Origin of the sequence: Lysinibacillus capsici, from assembly GCF_020217405.1 — a bacterium.
Lineage (GTDB): Bacteria > Bacillota > Bacilli > Bacillales_A > Planococcaceae > Lysinibacillus > Lysinibacillus capsici.
In genome coordinates this window covers 3,867,291-3,883,607 of record NZ_CP084108.1, presented here as the reverse complement: position 1 = coordinate 3,883,607, position 16,317 = coordinate 3,867,291, and the positions used below count along the sequence as shown (strand labels likewise).

Genomic DNA, 16,317 nt, shown 5'->3' with positions numbered 1-16,317 from the left:
TAAAAGATGGCTGTTAAGGCACTACTATTTGATTTCGATGGGACTTTACTAAATACAAATGATTTAATCATTCAAACATTTATGCATGTATTTAATGAGCGATTTCCCGGGCAATATTCGCCAAAAGATTGCCTGAAATTCATTGGTCCATCATTGAAACAGACATTTAATGACATTGCACCAGGTGAAGAAGACGATTTGATAGAGATGTATCGCGCTTGGAATATTGCACACCATGATGACCTAGTCAGCCAATATCCTGATGTTGTGTCAACTCTAGAGCAGTTGAAAGCTCAAGGTATAAAATTGGCTATTGTTTCGACGAAACGTAATGAGACCATCGATCGTGGACTTGCTATTCTTGGTGCAACGCATCTATTTGATGTGCGTATTGGTACAGATGATGTGAACAATGTGAAGCCTGATCCAGAGCCCGTATTGCTTGCGTTGGAACGATTAGGGATAGAAAAAGACTATGCGATTATGATTGGTGATAATTCGCACGATATTGAAGCTGGACATCGTGCTGGTGTTAGAGCAGCAGGTGTTGCTTGGGCAATTAAGGGAGAGGCGTACTTACAGCAGTATCAACCAGAATATATGTTGCAGCATATGTCAGATTTATTTGATATTGTGAAAGAGGGGTAAGGGAGATGGCGCGTAAAACAGAACGTTATCGTGTCGAAGGAGCCAATTCACTTTGGAATATATATGACACGGTGTCCTTTTGGAAGGTGATGAAGTGTTTCATTGTCATTCAAATCGGACGCTTCACACCATTTTTACGTGTGAAAAACTGGCTATATCGTACTTTTTTAAACATGACTATTGGTAAGCAAACGTCATTAGCCTTAATGGTTATGCCAGATACCATGTTTCCTGAACGTATTTTCATTGGAGACAATACGGTGATTGGTTTTAATACAACCATTTTAGCGCATGAATATTTAATAGAGGAATATCGCTTAGGTGATGTTCATATCGGAAATGAAGTAATGATAGGTGCAAATACAACCATTTTACCAGGTGTAACAATCGGTGATGGTGCCATTGTTTCAGCAGCAACTCTTGTCCATAAGGATGTGCCAGCAGGGTGTTTAGCAGGGGGTAATCCAATGCGAATAATTTATACTGCTGCACAAATGACAGAGCGCAAACGTAATGAGGCTGTAGAGTGGTGTACACCAAAGAAATAAAAAAACTCACGTAGTATAGAGATATACTTCGTGAGTTTTTTGCATATAAAGCTACTCCAAAAAACACTAGTTTTGGAGTAGCTTTTACTGTTTAAGCAAGAGCTGCGTCCTAATCTGTTGAATTCACATATGTCATGATCACCTAGGCAAGTAGTTTTAATAAAAGTTGATTTAATTGCAGTGCTATCAATGTCTTCAGTTGTGTGAAGTGTTACCTTGTCACCAGGATAAAACTCGCCTTTACAAATACTAACGATTATTTGCTCACTAAGTTGTACGAATGGACATGCCATAATAAATCCCTCCAATGTGTAATGTATATGGTTCTTTTTGTTATTAATGCTGTTCTATATTAGTTTTTTAGCGTGTAAAAAGAAAAATAGAATGTGAGTAATAATTAATAAAAATATTGATATAAAAGCATTCTTGGTGATAATGAGTTTGAGAATCTTTTTATGTGGTTGGTTAAAAAATATATAAATATAATTATTGGATTTTGATATTGTGAATACTCTATTGAAAACTCAATGATTTGTTATGAGAGACTCATTATCAATTTTTAGCGAATACTTTAAGTTATTAAAAATTGATATGTCACAATTTAGACATATTCTCGTTCTCACTAAAGTATTTTGTCAAATTATAAGTAAAATAAGTCATGCTTTTTTTGCAAATTTTTTCAATTCAATGTGTATAATTAACAGAATAATAAGTTTTTAAAGATTTCGATAATTAACGAGGATATCGTTGACTGTATTATTGAAATAAGTTAAAATTCTTTCGTAATCTAATTCTCTAACACTCTAGTGAATTAAAGTAAAATGTGAGGAAGTGTCCAAATGTCGTCGATAAAAATGTTTGAAAAACCACTTGGAATGCGTGATACATTCCCGCAAATCTATGAGAAAGTTGAAGCAGTTAGACATGCTGGCAGAGACTTTTTATATAAAAGGGGTTATGAGTTTATTAAAACGCCTGCAGTGGAGTATTTCGATACAGTGGGAAAGGCTTCAGCGATTGCTGATGCTCATTTATTTAAGCTAGTGGATAGCCAAGGAAATACATTAGTGCTGCGACCAGACATGACTACACCGATTGCTCGAGTAGCTACATCGAAACTATTAAAGGAAATGATCCCACTACGTCTTGCTTATTTTGCAAGCGTTTTTCGGGCCCAGGAAGCAGAGGGTGGCAGGCCTGCTGAGTTTGATCAAATGGGAATTGAGTTAATAGGTGATCAATCAGTTTTTGCCGATGCAGAAGTTATTGTAACGGCAATGGAGCTATTAAAGCATTTTAAATTGGAAGAGTTTAAAATCACAATTGGACATGCTGGTATATTAAATTGCATTTTACAAGATTACACAGAGAGTATCGAACAGCAAATAACGCTTAGAACATTGCTTGTCCAACGAAATTACGTAGGGTTTGAAGAAGCCGTAGAATCATTTGATCTACCAAAAGCTAAATCCGATGCCCTCTTACAATTTATTGAAGAAGCCATGAATGTCAGAGATATACGAGATATTGAAAAATATGTCCGTAAAAATGATGCATTAGAATATATGCAACAACTAGCTCAACTACTTGAAATGGCTGACTTAGCTGATTATGTAGCTTTTGATTTCACACTTTCGAGTCATATGAGTTATTACACGGGTATGCTATTTGAAGTATTTGCTGTAGGAAGTGGCTTTCTATTAGGAAATGGTGGTCGTTATGATGGCTTGTTAGAAGTTTTTGGTTCCAAGGTTGGTGCTACAGGATTTAGTATTCGTGTGGATCGTTTATTAGAAACATTAAATGGGCAGTCAGTGAAACGACAGGAAGCAACAGTTGTTCTTTTTGAAGAAGAACAATTTGAGGCAGCTTTACTAAAGGTTAAAAATTTACGAGCAGCAGGAAAATTAGCTACTTTGCAGTTACGTAGTAGTCTAGTCGATGAGGCGGCCTTTTTAGCATACTTTACAGAAGTGGTGGTAGTTGGACAGGAGGAAGTTGGCGGTGAATGAATTAACGATTGCAATGCCCAAAGGAAGAATCTTTGAAGAGGCATATCAAATGTTGTTAGAGGCAGGTTTTAATTTACCAGAAGAAGTAGAAATGTCACGTAAATTAATGATTGAAATACCAGAGGAAAAAATTCGCTTTATTTTATCAAAGCCAATGGATGTTCCTGTCTATGTTGAACATGGTGTTGCTGATATTGGTATTGCTGGTAAGGATGTTTTGTTAGAGCAACAGCGAGAGGTGCACGAATTACTTGATTTGAAAATTAGTAATTGCTATATCGCTTCTGCAGGCCTACCAAACACCTCCATGAATGAGATTGCGCCTAGAATTGCTACGAAATATCCGAACATTGCCATGAAGTACTACAAAGGCATTGGAGAGCAAGTGGAAATCATCGAACTCAACGGTTCTATTGAATTAGCACCAATGATTGGCTTAGCTGATCGAATTGTCGATATTGTTTCTACAGGTCGGACATTAAAAGAGAACGGCTTAGTAGAATATGAATTTATTACTGCTGTCTCTTCTCGATTAATTGCAAACCCTGTAAGTTATCGTATGAAAGGTGAGCGTATTATTGATCTCGTGAAGCGATTAAAGAAATGTGTGAATGAGCAAAAAAGTAATCATTTGTAGCTACATATGAAGGACTAAAGGGGATTAATCCTATGAAAATAACAAAGCTTGAAAAAGGCATTTCCTTGAAAAGACCACTTGAAGGAGGGAATGAGGAACAAATAAAAATTGTACGACAAGTGCTTTCGGATGTTAAGGCACAGGGAGATGGGGCGTTACGCACCTATACTGAGCGATGGGATGGCTATGTCCCTAAAAGTTTACGTGTCTCTGAAGCAGAAATACAAGAAGCAGTAAGTGAACTCAATCCTCAACTATATAAGGACTTAGCGGAAGCAGCAGAAAATATTCGTTTTTATCATGAACAACAGATACGTTCAGGGTATCACCTAGAACTGGGAGATGGTTCTTGGTTAGGCCAACGGGTAACGGCTTTAGATGCAGTAGGACTATATGTTCCAGGGGGGACAGCAGCCTACCCTTCATCGGTATTGATGAATGTGATACCAGCGCAGGTTGCAGGGGTGAAACGTATTGTTATTACTTCACCAGCAGGGCCGAATGGGAAACTACCAGCAGGTGTACTTGTGGCGGCTTACCTTTTAGGGATTGATGAGATTTATAAAGTTGGTGGGGCACAAGCAATAGCTGCACTTGCCTATGGCACGGAAACAATTTCCCCAGTTGATAAAATAACAGGTCCAGGAAATATTTATGTGGCACTTGCCAAACGTGAGGTATTTGGAGAAGTGGCCATTGATATGATTGCAGGACCGAGTGAAATTGCTGTGCTGGCCGATGACACAGCCTATCCTGATGAAATTGCTGCAGACCTTTTATCACAAGCAGAGCATGATCCACTAGCTTGCGCCATTCTTGTCACAACCTCAGAGCAATTAGCCAAAAAAGTAGCTGAGGAAGTAGAGAAACAGCTACTGAACTTGCCGCGTCAAGAAGTAGCTCGTGCTTCCATAGAGAAATTTGGGGTAATTTATGTAGCTGAAACGTTGGCAGATGCAGTGGAAGCCATTAATTCATTAGCACCGGAGCATTTGGAAATTGTGACAGCAAATGCAGAGGCGCTAGCTGAGCAAATAAGACATGCTGGTGGTATTTTTATAGGTCGGTATAGTTCTGAGCCAGTTGGTGATTATTTTGCAGGGACCAATCATGTACTTCCAACTAATAGTACGGCTCGTTTTGCAAGTGGCTTAAATGTTGATGATTTTGTGAAAAAATCAAGTATTGTTTACTATAGTGAAAAAACCTGGAGAGACAATGCACCAAAAATTGCACGTTTAGCCCGTATGGAAGGCTTAGAGGGTCATGCTCGTGCAGTGGAATCACGTGGATGGGAGAAGGAATAGGACGATGACAGAAAAGAAACGATATGCAAAGATAGAGCGTACAACGAATGAAACGCAAATTTCTGTAGCAATTGATTTAGATGGTGAAGGCAAGGCAGATATCCAAACAGGCGTTGGATTTATGGACCATATGCTTGATTTATTTATTAAGCACGGACTATTTAATGGCACAATACATGCAAATGGCGATACTTATATTGATGATCACCATACAACAGAAGACCTTGGTATTGTATTAGGACAGGCTGTTCGAGAAGCACTTGGTGATAAGAAAGGCATAAAACGCTATGGTAACGCCTTTGTACCGATGGATGATGCACTAGCTCAGGTAGTTGTAGATTGCTCGAATCGACCTCATCTAGAGTATCGTGTGCCAGCATTAAAAGAAAAAGTAGGAACGTTTGATACAGAATTAGTTCATGAATTTTTATGGAAGTTTGCCCTTGAGGCAAGGATGAATGTTCATGTAATTGTTCCTTATGGACAGAATACACATCACATTATTGAGGCAATTTTCAAAGCATTAGCACGTGCGATTGATGCCGCAGTGGAAATTGACCCGCGTGTTAAAGGCGTACCATCGACTAAGGGGCTGTTGACGTGAAAATAGGTGTCATTGATTATGGAATGGGTAATTTATTTAGTGTGGAGCAGGCATTAAAAAGGCTAGGCTGTGAAGTTATTATAACGGCTGATGAGAAGGCATTAGATACAGCTGACGCACTTTTATTACCAGGGGTGGGGGCATTCCCTGATGCCAGAAAACGTTTAGCTGAAACAAACTTAGACCAATATTTACAGAAGGCACAAAGAGAAAACCGTCCACTTTTAGGAATTTGTCTAGGTATGCAATTATTATTCGAGCAAAGTGATGAGGTAACCCCAACAAAGGGGCTAGGGTTTTTCAAGGGGTGTATTAAACGCTTTAGCGGCATCCAAGACGGCCAAGCATACAGAGTACCACATATGGGTTGGAATGAACTGATTGTGACAAATCGTCCTGCATGGTTACACAATGAAGTATCAGCGAAGCATGTCTATTTTGTTCACTCTTTTTATGCAACAGATATAGGAGAATCAGAGCTTGTTGCCTATGTTGATTACTATGGCATTAAAGTACCTGGTATTGTGATGAATGGTTCTGTGACTGGCATGCAATTTCATCCTGAAAAATCAGGGGAATTAGGTGTTTATTTATTAGAGCAATGGTTGAAAGGTGTGAAGGCATGCTAACAAAACGTATTATTCCATGTCTTGATGTGAAAGAAGGTCGTGTTGTAAAAGGTATACAATTTGTCTCTATCCGAGATGCAGGAGATCCAGTGGAGCTTGCGAAGTTCTATGATGAACAAGGAGCAGATGAGCTTGTATTTTTAGATATTTCTGCATCACATGAAGGTCGAGAAACGATGGTAGATGTCGTTCGTCAAACAGCGGCTACGCTTGCCATACCCTTTACTGTTGGCGGAGGCATTCGTACGTTGGAGGATATGAAGCGTATTTTACGAGCAGGTGCTGATAAAGTTTCAGTGAATACATCCGCGCTGGAAAGACCTGCCCTTATACAGGAAGGCTCTGATTACTTTGGCGCACAATGCATTGTTGTCGCAATCGATGCTCGCTATAGTGAGGAAGATAGCACATGGATGGTTTATACACATGGTGGTCGCAACAAAACCCCTTGGTCAGCCATTGAGTGGGCCAAAGAGGCTGTACGCTTAGGAGCTGGTGAGATTTTATTAACAAGTATGAATCAAGATGGAGAAAAATCAGGCTTTGATTTAGCCTTAACCAAAGCAGTGCGTGAAGCTGTGACAGTCCCTGTGATTGCTAGTGGTGGAGCGGGACATGCCGAACATTTTTACGAAGTATTAGCACAAGAGGTAGATGCAGATGCTGCACTAGCAGCCTCTATCTTCCATTATAAAGAAACAAGTGTAGCGCAAGTAAAGGAATACTTACGTGAAAAAGGAGTGGCAGTAAGATGATAGAGAACATTCAATTTGATGAGAGAGGTCTTGTTACAGCTGTAGTACAAGATGCCAATACAAAAGAGGTATTAACAGTAGCTTATATGAATAAGGAGTCATTAGCTAAAACAATTGAATCAGGGGAAACTTGGTTTTATTCTCGTTCCCGTCAAGAGCTTTGGCATAAGGGAGCAACAAGTGGCCATACACAACAAGTGATTTCAATCAAAGCGGATTGTGATCAAGATGCGTTAATAGTAGAGGTTCTACCAACAGGTCCAGCATGTCATAATGGGACAAACTCTTGCTTCACTGAGGTTATTCAGCAAAAAGAGAAGGTAGGCTCTGTGGACATCATTTCTAAACTTGCCCGTCTCATCGAAAAGCGAGAGCAGGAAATGCCAGAAGGAGCATACACTACATATTTATTTGATAAGGGCATTGATAAAATCTGTAAAAAGGTTGGGGAAGAAGCAACAGAGGTGGTCATTGGAGCCAAAAACCGAGATGCTGAGGAAGTAAAATGGGAGGCAGCTGATTTAATTTATCACCTACTCGTATTATTACAAGAACAAAAAGTAAGCATTTATGATGTTCTACATGTGTTGGAAAAACGTCACGAGGAGAAATAACAGCATATTATTGATTGTGTGGTATAATAGGAGTTACTGTGTAAAGGAACGTAGAATACGTTCCTTATTTCTTGTTTCGGAGGAAATATATTGGAAAAGAAACGTCAAAATGAGACTCAATCAAATATAGTGTCGTTCATTCCAACAGGCGACTATTATTATAAGAAATCAATTCAAGCAATGAACAGTGGACAAATGAATAAAGCCTATAAATATTTACAGCGTGCGGTAGATTTAAGTCCCGACGATCCAATGATTATCTTGCAGTTAGCCATAGTAGAGTTAGAAGGTCAACGTTTTGAGGAAGCGTATGATCTACTTCGTCGCGCCTATCAAATTGATCCAGATAATCCAGAAATCATATTTTACATGGCAGAAGTATCAGGGTGTGTGGGCATCATGCATGATGCTAAACGCTTTGCAGAAGAATATTTAAAGCTAGAACCTGAGGGTGATTATGCGGATGAAGCAGCAGAAATATTAGAGTTTGTCGCTTTTGAGCAAGATGATTTTGAAGAGCTTGAAGGCTCTGGTGAGGATTTATATCGTCAGGAGCAAGCTCGTCGTTGTATGGAAAAGGGAGATTTTCCTGAAGCTATTACTATTTTAGAAGATTTAATTGAAGATCGACCAGCATTTTGGTCAGCCTATAATAATCTAGCACTCGCTTATTTTTATGTTGGAGAAGAAGAGCAAGCAAAGGCTCTCTTGCATACAGTGCTACGTGAAAATAAGGGCAATCTACATGCATTATGCAATTTAACGGTGATTGCGTATTATGAAAAAAACGAAGAGGATTTACAAGAACTGCTAAATGTTCTTATTAAAATTCAACCCTATACTTGGGAGCATCGTTATAAACTTGGTGCTACCTTAGCCTTAATCGGCCAATATGAATTAGCCTATAAATGGTTGCGCAGTATGCAAAAGAGAGGCTATGTAGGAGATGCAGGATTTTACTTTTGGCTGTCACATGCTGCTTATTTCTCAGGACATGAGGAGATTTCGAAAAGTGCATGGGATCAGCTACTAGAGCTAGACCCAGACAAAGAGGGCTTCGAACCTTGGCGCCAACAAGAAAATGAATATGGACTTGATGCATTGGAGCATGATCGTGATTTTATTGTTGAAAAATTAGAGAGCACTTATACAAGTGAGCGCATTTTTGGTTTATTTTTACTGAAAGGTACAGCGCATAAGCAAGAAATTATCGCCCATCCGAAATGGATTAATATTGAACAATTAGGCTCTTTTGAAAAATTGTTTTTGGCTTATGCACTTGGACATGAATTTGATAAGAAAAATAAAGTAGAAGCAAGCTTTTTACGATCAGTACAGGTTTCAGAAATTTTATTAGAACAGTATGGAAAGCTATCATCATTAATTGTACCGATGTTTCAAATGTGGTTTGTGCTATGTGAACAAGCGTTAATAGAAAATTATCGTTTTACAAATCCAACAGCAATTGCAGGAGCAAATGATTATTTATTCAGATCTTCGCAAATGCTTAAAGTGACAAAAAAGGAAATTGCGCAGCAATATGGAGTATCTGTATCTACTTTATCGAAGTATATTGACGAAATCTTAACGTTTTTGCCAAACAGTCATGATTAATGTGAGCAACATAGTTGAATAACTTTATACTTTCACATACGATGAACATACTAACGCTATCACCAGTTTTTCCTTAGCGTCATTGATCTTCTTCTATAGATGACGTTGCGTGAATTGGTTGAATGAAGATAAAAAGTATTCTGTTTAGGGGGAAGTATTTATGTCGGAAGAAAAAATTTATGATGTAGTAATTATTGGTGCAGGTCCTGCTGGGATGACTGCTGCTGTCTATACATCTCGTGCAAATTTGTCAACTTTAATGATTGAACGTGGCATTCCTGGTGGACAAATGGCAAACACAGAAGAAGTAGAAAACTACCCAGGTTTTGAGACAATTTTAGGACCAGAGCTTTCTACAAAAATGTTTGAGCATGCGAAAAAATTTGGTGCTGAATATGCCTATGGTGATGTCACAGAAATCATCGATGGAGAAGAATATAAAACAATTAAATCAGGTGCAAAAGAATATAAAACACGTGCCATTATTATTACCACTGGTGCAGAGTATAAAAAAATGGGTGTGCCTGGTGAAAAAGAACTTGGTGGCCGTGGTGTCAGCTATTGTGCAGTATGTGATGGTGCATTCTTTAAACAAAAAAATCTAGTTGTCGTAGGTGGCGGAGATTCAGCTGTTGAAGAGGGTGTTTATTTAACTCGCTTTGCTGATAAAGTGACAATTGTCCACCGTCGCGATAAATTACGTGCACAAAAAATTCTACAAGATCGTGCCTTTGCCAATGAAAAAATTGATTTCATTTGGAATGCAACTGTAAAAGAAATCAATGAAGCGAATGGTAAAGTTGGCAGTGTAACACTACAATCAACTGTTGATGGTACAGAATCTGAATTTGCTACAGATGGTGTCTTCGTCTATATAGGTATGCTACCTTTAACTAAACCATTCGAGTCATTAGGTATTTTAAATGAGGCTGGCTATGTTTTGACAAATGAAACGATGGAAACAAAAATCCCAGGTATCTTTGCAGCTGGAGATGTTCGTGAAAAATCACTTCGTCAAATTGTAACAGCAACTGGTGACGGTAGTATTGCCGCACAAGCTGTTCAACATTATGTAGAAGAGCTATTAGAGAAAATTAATGCCTAATAGGGCTATTTTAAGGAAAAAAATACAATTTTAATGTGGTTTTAATATTGCTGTAACTTGAATGACATATAAAAGGTGTATGATTAAAAATGTAATTAGCAATCCCCCTTTTATTTTGTTTAGTAGGTTGTTTCCGCCTCCAATAGGTGGGAGCAACCTACTTTTTTTTGTAAAAAATCAAATAATAATATCACGAAATACGTAAATTTTGCCCAAGATGAAGTGGTTATCTTTAAATAGAACTAAATTGTTAATTGTCTGCGTACAAGAGTTGTAAATGAGGACAAAACTTACAAGGTCTTGTTATAATGAAGAGTAGAATGCAAAAGTGATTAGAGGTGTGCCTATGCAAAGAATTGCAAATTTAATTGCCGTAAAAGACGGTAAAGTATTATTACTTCAGAAACCAAGACGAGGCTGGTATGTAGCTCCAGGAGGGAAAATGGAGAGTGGCGAGTCCATCTTTGAGGCTGCTATTCGAGAGTTTCAAGAAGAGACAAACGTCATACCTTTACATGTTCATTTAAAGGGTGTTTATACAATGATCATTAAAGAAAACAATGACGTAGTGGATGAATGGATGCTCTATACATTTGTTGCAAAGGATATAGATGGAGTACCATTTGAAGAAACAAGAGAAGGCAAACTTGCATGGCACCCAGTAGAGGATTTAGCACACTTGCCAATGGCTGAAGGAGATCGAACTAATTTACAATTTGCTGTTTCGCAATCTGGCATTCAGTATGGCACGTTTGACTATACAACAAATTTTGAACTACTTCATCAGAAAATACAAATTTCAAAAGAACAATAAAGGAGTTGCATGACAGTGGTGGTTGAAGGCCAACAAAGTACACATGAATTGGTTATTATTACAGGAATGTCTGGGGCTGGGAAAACAGTAGCTATTCAAAGCTTTGAGGATTTAGGGTATTACTGTATTGATAATTTACCACCTGCGTTACTTACAACTTTTTTAACCTTATTAAGAGATTCTGGTAAAAACAGTACCCGAATTGCAGCAGTAATGGATATGCGCGGAGGCGACTTTTTTGATGCTTTAATTGGCGCATTAGACCATATACTAAAAGAAGGCGATATTGTTGCTCGTATTTTATTTTTAGATGCAGATGATGCCACATTAGTCAGACGTTATAAAGAAACAAGACGTGCACATCCATTAGCAGTGAATGGTTTACCTCTAGATGGAATTAAACAGGAACGAGTACTTTTATCTGAAGTAAAGGGTCGTGCCAATTTTGTTTATAACACATCTAACATGAAACCAAAGCAATTACGTGAAAAAATCGTCAATGAATTTGCAAGTGAGGCAGATACTATTTTTACCGTTAACATTATGTCCTTTGGCTTTAAACATGGTATGCCGATTGATGCGGACTTAGTGTTTGATGTTCGTTTTCTTAAAAACCCGTATTATGTGGAGGAGCTACGTCCAAAAACGGGTCTTCAAACAGAGGTATCTTCTTATGTGTTAGCGTTGGAAGATACGCAAATCCTTATACAAAAACTGACGGATTTATTAGACTTTATGATTCCTCTCTATCGACAAGAAGGTAAATCACAGCTTGTTATTGCTTTTGGTTGTACTGGGGGCCAGCATCGCTCCGTGACATTAGCAGAATTTTTTGGTGCATATTTTGCGGGCAAGGAAAATACGGTTATTACGCATCGTGATATTACTCGTAGAAAGGAATGAGTGAATGGGGAAAAAGCAAACAAAGCTTGTAGTAATTGGTGGTGGCACAGGGCTCTCCACGTTACTTCGCGGGCTGAAGCATCACCCATTTGATATTACTGCTATTGTAACAGTAGCAGATGATGGTGGATCTTCAGGTCGTTTACGTGATGATTACGATATCCCACCGCCTGGTGATGTACGCAATGTGATTGCAGCATTATCAGATATTGAGCCCCTTGTAGAGCAAATGTTTCAATACCGTTTTTCGGCATCTGAAGATTTACGAGGTCACTCCTTAGGGAATTTAATGCTTACAGCCCTTACTGATATTACAGGTGATTTCAATCATGCTATCAGTGAGATGGGAAAGGTTTTAAAAGTTCATGGTCGAGTTATTCCAGCTGCAAATAAAAAAATCACCCTACATGCTGTGCTTGAGGACGGTTCAATTATCGAGGGAGAATCAAAAATCCCGACAGCGACAAAACGCATTAATCGCGTTTTTTTAGTACCTGAAAATGTGCAACCGTTACCAGAAGCTATTCGTGCAATACTTCGTGCAGACTATATTTTAATTGGACCAGGAAGCTTATATACAAGTATTATTCCCAATTTGCTTGTTAAGGAAATAGGTGAAGCAGTTGTTAAGGCTAAAGGAAGAAAAATATATGTTTGTAATTTAATGACACAAAAGGGTGAAACCATTTCTTATACAGCAGGCGATCATGTAACAGCCATACATAGGCATGTTGGTCATGATTTTATCGATTCCATTTTAGTAAATGATGAAGAACTCCCTAACCCTGTAAAAGAACTGTATAAAGAAGAAAGAGCGGAACCAGTAACATTTGATGTGGCAAAGCTTGAAAGTATGGGATTAGAAGTTATCAAACGAGACATTGCTACAATTCGACCAGATGGAACGGTTCGACATAATGCTACAAATGTTGCAGAATGGCTGGTAGATTATGCTGATATTTACCATCAAAAAGTAAGAGGACCAATAATAGAAACATAATGGCTTTATTGTATATGATAAGATGAACATATACATAGAAATCATGATTGAAAGGAGGGCGTGATATGTCTTTTGCTTCTGAAACAAAAAAAGAATTGACACAAATAGAAGCGGACAATCATTGTATGAAAGCAGAAGTTTCTGCCCTAATTCGTATGAATGGTTCATTATCCTTTGCAAATAAACAACTAAGCTTAGACGTGCAAACTGAAAACGCTGCAATTGCCAGAAGACTATATACGATTATGAAAAAATTGTATCCGTACAATGTGGAATTACTTGTTCGTAAGAAAATGCGATTGAAAAAAAATAATGTGTATATATGCCGTGTAAGAGAAGGTGCACGTGAGCTATTAATTGATTTAGAAATCATCTCAGACGACTTTCAATTTAACCATACTATCTCAAGAAAGCTCATTCAAAAGAGTGGCCAAAAAAGAGCTTATTTAAGAGGAGCCTTTTTAGCAGGAGGTTCCGTCAATAATCCAGAAACATCGGCTTATCATTTAGAAGTTTATTCTTTATATAAAGAACATGGTGAGGCATTAATGGATTTAATGAATGAATTTGAACTTAATGCCAAAACAATTGAACGTAAAAAGGGCTTTGTGACTTACTTAAAGGAAGCGGAAAAAATTTCAGATTTCCTTAATATTGTTGGAGCGCATCAGGCTATGATGAAATTTGAAGATGTTCGGATTTTGCGAGATATGCGTAATAGTGTCAACCGTATTGTGAACTGTGAAACTGCCAATTTAAATAAAACCATTGGAGCAGCATTACGGCAGGTTGAGAATATTCGATTTATTGAAAATTCAATTGGTCTTGATCAACTACCAGAGAAGCTTCGTGAAATAGCACGTCTCCGTGTTGAATACCAAGATGTGACATTAAAAGAGCTTGGTGAAATGGTATCTAGTGGAACGGTTAGTAAATCAGGTGTTAACCATCGATTGAGAAAAATTGATGAGATTGCGGATGCATTAAGGCGTGGTGAAAAAATAGGTGGTTAAGTTATCATACTTTTCAGGTATGAATGTCATGCTAATCGCTTATTGTTCTTTTACCAGTAAGTAAGGTAAGATAAAACTAACAGACGAACGGTAGTGAAGGGGAGTTTTGAGAATGATTGAGAGAAGAGTCCAGGTTAAATTAAAATTAGGACTACAAGCTAGACAAGCAGCACTATTTGTGCAGGAAGCAAATCGTTTTAGTGCTGATATCTTTCTAGAAAAAGATGAGAAAAAAGTAAATGCCAAATCCATTATGGGTGTTATGAGCTTAGCAGTTGCTAAAGGTACCGAAGTGACTTTAAGCAGTGAAGGTAACGATGCTGAGCAAGCGGTTACAGCATTAGCAACAATTATTGAAAATGAAGATTAACACTCATTAAACAAAAGAGGCTGGGACAAAACCCACCTCTAAATTAAAAAGCCTGTGAAATTTTACAATCAGTAAAATTTCACAGGCTTTAAATTTTTTCATAAAAAATAAGGATCACTTCTGATAAAATTAAGTCACCACAACAAAATTATACAGAAAGAAGGATCCTTATGTTTAAAAATTATAACATGAATCAATTAGTTTTGCCTTTAGATTTAGAAGTAACAATACAAAAAAGTGATATCTCCTTCCATGTCCACCATTTAGTTGAAAGTATCCCGTCAGAAGCGTTTGAACCATTTCTTCGAAATGAGGGCTGTCCCGCCTACCATCCACGCATGATGCTTAAAATTATCTTATGTGCTTATACACAATCTGTCTTCTCAGGGCGTAAAATTGAAGCCCTATTAAAAGATAGTCTTCGGATGATGTGGCTAGCTCAAGGGTATGAACCAAGCTATCGCACGATCAACCGTTTCCGTGTTCAACCAGAAATGAAAGAGTTGATCCGCCAATGTTTCGTCCAATTCCGTTGCCAGTTGGTCCAAGAAGAATTAATTGATCAGGAAGCTATTTTTATTGATGGAACAAAGATCGAAGCCAATGCGAACAAATTTACTTTCGTGTGGAAAAAATCCATCGAGAAATATCATAACGGATTAATTGAAAAATCAAACCAGTTATATGATGAGCTACTCGAGAAAGAAATCATACCCGAAATTGAACGCGAAAATGTAGAAGAATTAGCAGTAGAAGAACTCGCCCAGATGGTAGAGAAAGTAGACGAAGTGATTTCTGAGTATGATCAAAAAATAGAGGATTCATCGGATGTAGCTGAGCGAAAAGCTTTAAGAGCCGAACGGAAATTCCCAAAGCACGCTCGCAAACAATTAATCGACTATATTGTACGTAAACTAAAATATCAAAAAGACTTTGAAATCTTTGGCATGCGAAATAGTTATTCCAAGACGGACTCAGATGCCACATTTATGCGAATGAAGGATGACTATATGAACAATGGTCAATTGAAAGCAGGTTATAACATCCAAGTCGCAACAGAAGGTCAATATGTGCTTGCCTACAGTATCTATTCGAATCCAACGGATACACGTACCTTAATCCCGTTTTTAGATGAAATCGAACAACATTATTTTGATTTACCAAAACACATCGTCGCAGATGCTGGATATGGCAGCGAACAAAATTATGATGATATTCTTTTGAATCGTAAACGAGAAGCCTTAATTACGTATAACTTGTATTTAAAAGAACAAAAGAAAAAGTATAAACAAAACGAATTCAATACAGCCTACTGGGATTATGATGAAGAAAATGATCAATACACTTGTCCGAACCAACAACACCTTGTATTTAAATATCGTACCATGAAAACGGATCAATATGAATTTACGCGAGAGTTTAAGGTATACGAATGTGAAGACTGTTCCGGATGCCCATTCCGTTCATTATGTACAAAAGCAAAAGAAGGAAATAATCGTAAGTTACTAGTGAATGAGAAGTGGGAACAGCAAAAAGAATATGTAAGAACAACGCTTTCAGAAGAAAAAACGAGTACCATTTATCGTCAACGCAAAATTGACGTGGAACCAGTTTTTGGATTCTTGAAGGCTAATTTGGGTTTCACTCGATTTTCTGTACGAGGGAAATCGAGGGTAGGAAATGAAATGGGGCTCGCATTACTGGCCGTGAATTTAAGAAAGTTCACAGCCAGTAAGTATGGAGA

Annotated in this window: 16 protein-coding genes and 1 pseudogene; all 17 read left to right on the top strand. The window is 37.9% G+C overall.

The annotated features are described in order from the left end of the window. The first annotated feature begins 6 nt into the window (after nucleotides 1–6). Nucleotides 7–648, top strand: coding sequence for a pyrophosphatase PpaX (gene ppaX / locus LCP48_RS19225; protein ID WP_004227979.1), 642 nt, complete (start codon nucleotides 7–9; stop codon nucleotides 646–648). 5 nt (nucleotides 649–653) lie between these two features. Continuing rightward, nucleotides 654–1,196, top strand: a complete 543-nt coding sequence (locus tag LCP48_RS19220; RefSeq protein ID WP_004227988.1) for an acyltransferase — start codon at nucleotides 654–656, stop codon at nucleotides 1,194–1,196. Nucleotides 1,197–2,035: 839 nt separating this feature from the next. Next, nucleotides 2,036–3,208 carry an ATP phosphoribosyltransferase regulatory subunit gene (locus LCP48_RS19215; RefSeq protein ID WP_004227989.1) on the top strand — a complete coding sequence of 391 codons (1,173 nt, stop codon included), beginning with the start codon at nucleotides 2,036–2,038 and terminating at the stop codon, nucleotides 3,206–3,208. Beyond that, nucleotides 3,201–3,845, top strand: a complete 645-nt coding sequence (gene hisG / locus LCP48_RS19210; RefSeq protein WP_004227990.1) for an ATP phosphoribosyltransferase — start codon at nucleotides 3,201–3,203, stop codon at nucleotides 3,843–3,845. Before LCP48_RS19215 ends, hisG begins: the two co-directional genes overlap by 8 nt. 32 nt (nucleotides 3,846–3,877) lie before the next feature. Continuing rightward, the gene (gene hisD / locus LCP48_RS19205) at nucleotides 3,878–5,152 is read left to right on the top strand and encodes a histidinol dehydrogenase (RefSeq protein WP_004227992.1); all 1,275 of its coding nucleotides are present in this window, start codon (nucleotides 3,878–3,880) and stop codon (nucleotides 5,150–5,152) included. A 4-nt stretch (nucleotides 5,153–5,156) separates the two neighbouring features. After that, on the top strand, nucleotides 5,157–5,756 hold the full coding sequence (hisB, locus tag LCP48_RS19200) for an imidazoleglycerol-phosphate dehydratase HisB (protein ID WP_004227994.1): 600 nt from the start codon (nucleotides 5,157–5,159) through the stop codon (nucleotides 5,754–5,756). Further along, on the top strand, nucleotides 5,753–6,385 hold the full coding sequence (gene hisH, locus LCP48_RS19195; protein ID WP_225340461.1) for an imidazole glycerol phosphate synthase subunit HisH: 633 nt from the start codon (nucleotides 5,753–5,755) through the stop codon (nucleotides 6,383–6,385). The genes hisB and hisH overlap by 4 nt, the downstream gene beginning before the upstream one ends. Beyond that, nucleotides 6,379–7,140 carry an imidazole glycerol phosphate synthase subunit HisF gene (hisF, locus tag LCP48_RS19190; protein ID WP_004227996.1) on the top strand — a complete coding sequence of 254 codons (762 nt, stop codon included), beginning with the start codon at nucleotides 6,379–6,381 and terminating at the stop codon, nucleotides 7,138–7,140. The genes hisH and hisF overlap by 7 nt, the downstream gene beginning before the upstream one ends. Continuing rightward, nucleotides 7,137–7,754 carry a bifunctional phosphoribosyl-AMP cyclohydrolase/phosphoribosyl-ATP diphosphatase HisIE gene (gene hisIE, locus LCP48_RS19185; protein WP_004227997.1) on the top strand — a complete coding sequence of 206 codons (618 nt, stop codon included), beginning with the start codon at nucleotides 7,137–7,139 and terminating at the stop codon, nucleotides 7,752–7,754. The genes hisF and hisIE overlap by 4 nt, the downstream gene beginning before the upstream one ends. Before the next feature lie 90 nt (nucleotides 7,755–7,844). Beyond that, nucleotides 7,845–9,368, top strand: coding sequence for a tetratricopeptide repeat protein (locus tag LCP48_RS19180; RefSeq protein WP_004228001.1), 1,524 nt, complete (start codon nucleotides 7,845–7,847; stop codon nucleotides 9,366–9,368). A 160-nt stretch (nucleotides 9,369–9,528) separates the two neighbouring features. Beyond that, nucleotides 9,529–10,473 carry a thioredoxin-disulfide reductase gene (gene trxB, locus LCP48_RS19175; RefSeq protein WP_004228004.1) on the top strand — a complete coding sequence of 315 codons (945 nt, stop codon included), beginning with the start codon at nucleotides 9,529–9,531 and terminating at the stop codon, nucleotides 10,471–10,473. 346 nt (nucleotides 10,474–10,819) lie between these two features. Beyond that, nucleotides 10,820–11,287 (top strand): NUDIX hydrolase, encoded by a 468-nt coding sequence (locus tag LCP48_RS19170; RefSeq protein WP_004228007.1) that lies wholly within the window; start codon nucleotides 10,820–10,822, stop codon nucleotides 11,285–11,287. 9 nt (nucleotides 11,288–11,296) lie between these two features. After that, a complete protein-coding gene (gene rapZ / locus LCP48_RS19165) occupies nucleotides 11,297–12,190 on the top strand; it encodes an RNase adapter RapZ (RefSeq protein ID WP_036219406.1) in 894 nt (297 codons plus the stop codon). A gap of 4 nt (nucleotides 12,191–12,194) precedes the next feature. Next, on the top strand, nucleotides 12,195–13,190 hold the full coding sequence (locus tag LCP48_RS19160) for a gluconeogenesis factor YvcK family protein (protein WP_004228011.1): 996 nt from the start codon (nucleotides 12,195–12,197) through the stop codon (nucleotides 13,188–13,190). Between the two features lie 65 nt (nucleotides 13,191–13,255). Next, complete coding sequence (gene whiA, locus LCP48_RS19155) at nucleotides 13,256–14,203, top strand: DNA-binding protein WhiA (RefSeq protein WP_004228019.1); 948 nt, start codon at nucleotides 13,256–13,258, stop codon at nucleotides 14,201–14,203. A 112-nt stretch (nucleotides 14,204–14,315) separates the two neighbouring features. Further along, the gene (locus tag LCP48_RS19150; protein ID WP_004228023.1) at nucleotides 14,316–14,573 is read left to right on the top strand and encodes an HPr family phosphocarrier protein; all 258 of its coding nucleotides are present in this window, start codon (nucleotides 14,316–14,318) and stop codon (nucleotides 14,571–14,573) included. 170 nt (nucleotides 14,574–14,743) lie between these two features. Next, a pseudogene (locus LCP48_RS19145) lies at nucleotides 14,744–16,306 on the top strand (IS1182 family transposase); the annotation flags it as partial. Nucleotides 16,307–16,317: the final 11 nt, after the last annotated feature.

Bases quoted from the DNA above. Each gene is read 5' to 3' on its own strand.
- whiA (WP_004228019.1), top strand. From the start codon at position 13,256: ATGTCTTTTGCTTCTGAAACAAAAAAAGAATTGACACAAATAGAAGCG.
- trxB (WP_004228004.1), top strand. From the start codon at position 9,529: ATGTCGGAAGAAAAAATTTATGATGTAGTAATTATTGGTGCAGGTCCT.
- LCP48_RS19220 (WP_004227988.1), top strand. From the start codon at position 654: ATGGCGCGTAAAACAGAACGTTATCGTGTCGAAGGAGCCAATTCACTT.
- hisF (WP_004227996.1), top strand. From the start codon at position 6,379: ATGCTAACAAAACGTATTATTCCATGTCTTGATGTGAAAGAAGGTCGT.
- hisD (WP_004227992.1), top strand. From the start codon at position 3,878: ATGAAAATAACAAAGCTTGAAAAAGGCATTTCCTTGAAAAGACCACTT.
- ppaX (WP_004227979.1), top strand. From the start codon at position 7: ATGGCTGTTAAGGCACTACTATTTGATTTCGATGGGACTTTACTAAAT.
- LCP48_RS19160 (WP_004228011.1), top strand. From the start codon at position 12,195: ATGGGGAAAAAGCAAACAAAGCTTGTAGTAATTGGTGGTGGCACAGGG.
- LCP48_RS19150 (WP_004228023.1), top strand. From the start codon at position 14,316: ATGATTGAGAGAAGAGTCCAGGTTAAATTAAAATTAGGACTACAAGCT.
- rapZ (WP_036219406.1), top strand. From the start codon at position 11,297: ATGACAGTGGTGGTTGAAGGCCAACAAAGTACACATGAATTGGTTATT.
- hisB (WP_004227994.1), top strand. From the start codon at position 5,157: ATGACAGAAAAGAAACGATATGCAAAGATAGAGCGTACAACGAATGAA.
- LCP48_RS19170 (WP_004228007.1), top strand. From the start codon at position 10,820: ATGCAAAGAATTGCAAATTTAATTGCCGTAAAAGACGGTAAAGTATTA.
- LCP48_RS19215 (WP_004227989.1), top strand. From the start codon at position 2,036: ATGTCGTCGATAAAAATGTTTGAAAAACCACTTGGAATGCGTGATACA.
- hisIE (WP_004227997.1), top strand. From the start codon at position 7,137: ATGATAGAGAACATTCAATTTGATGAGAGAGGTCTTGTTACAGCTGTA.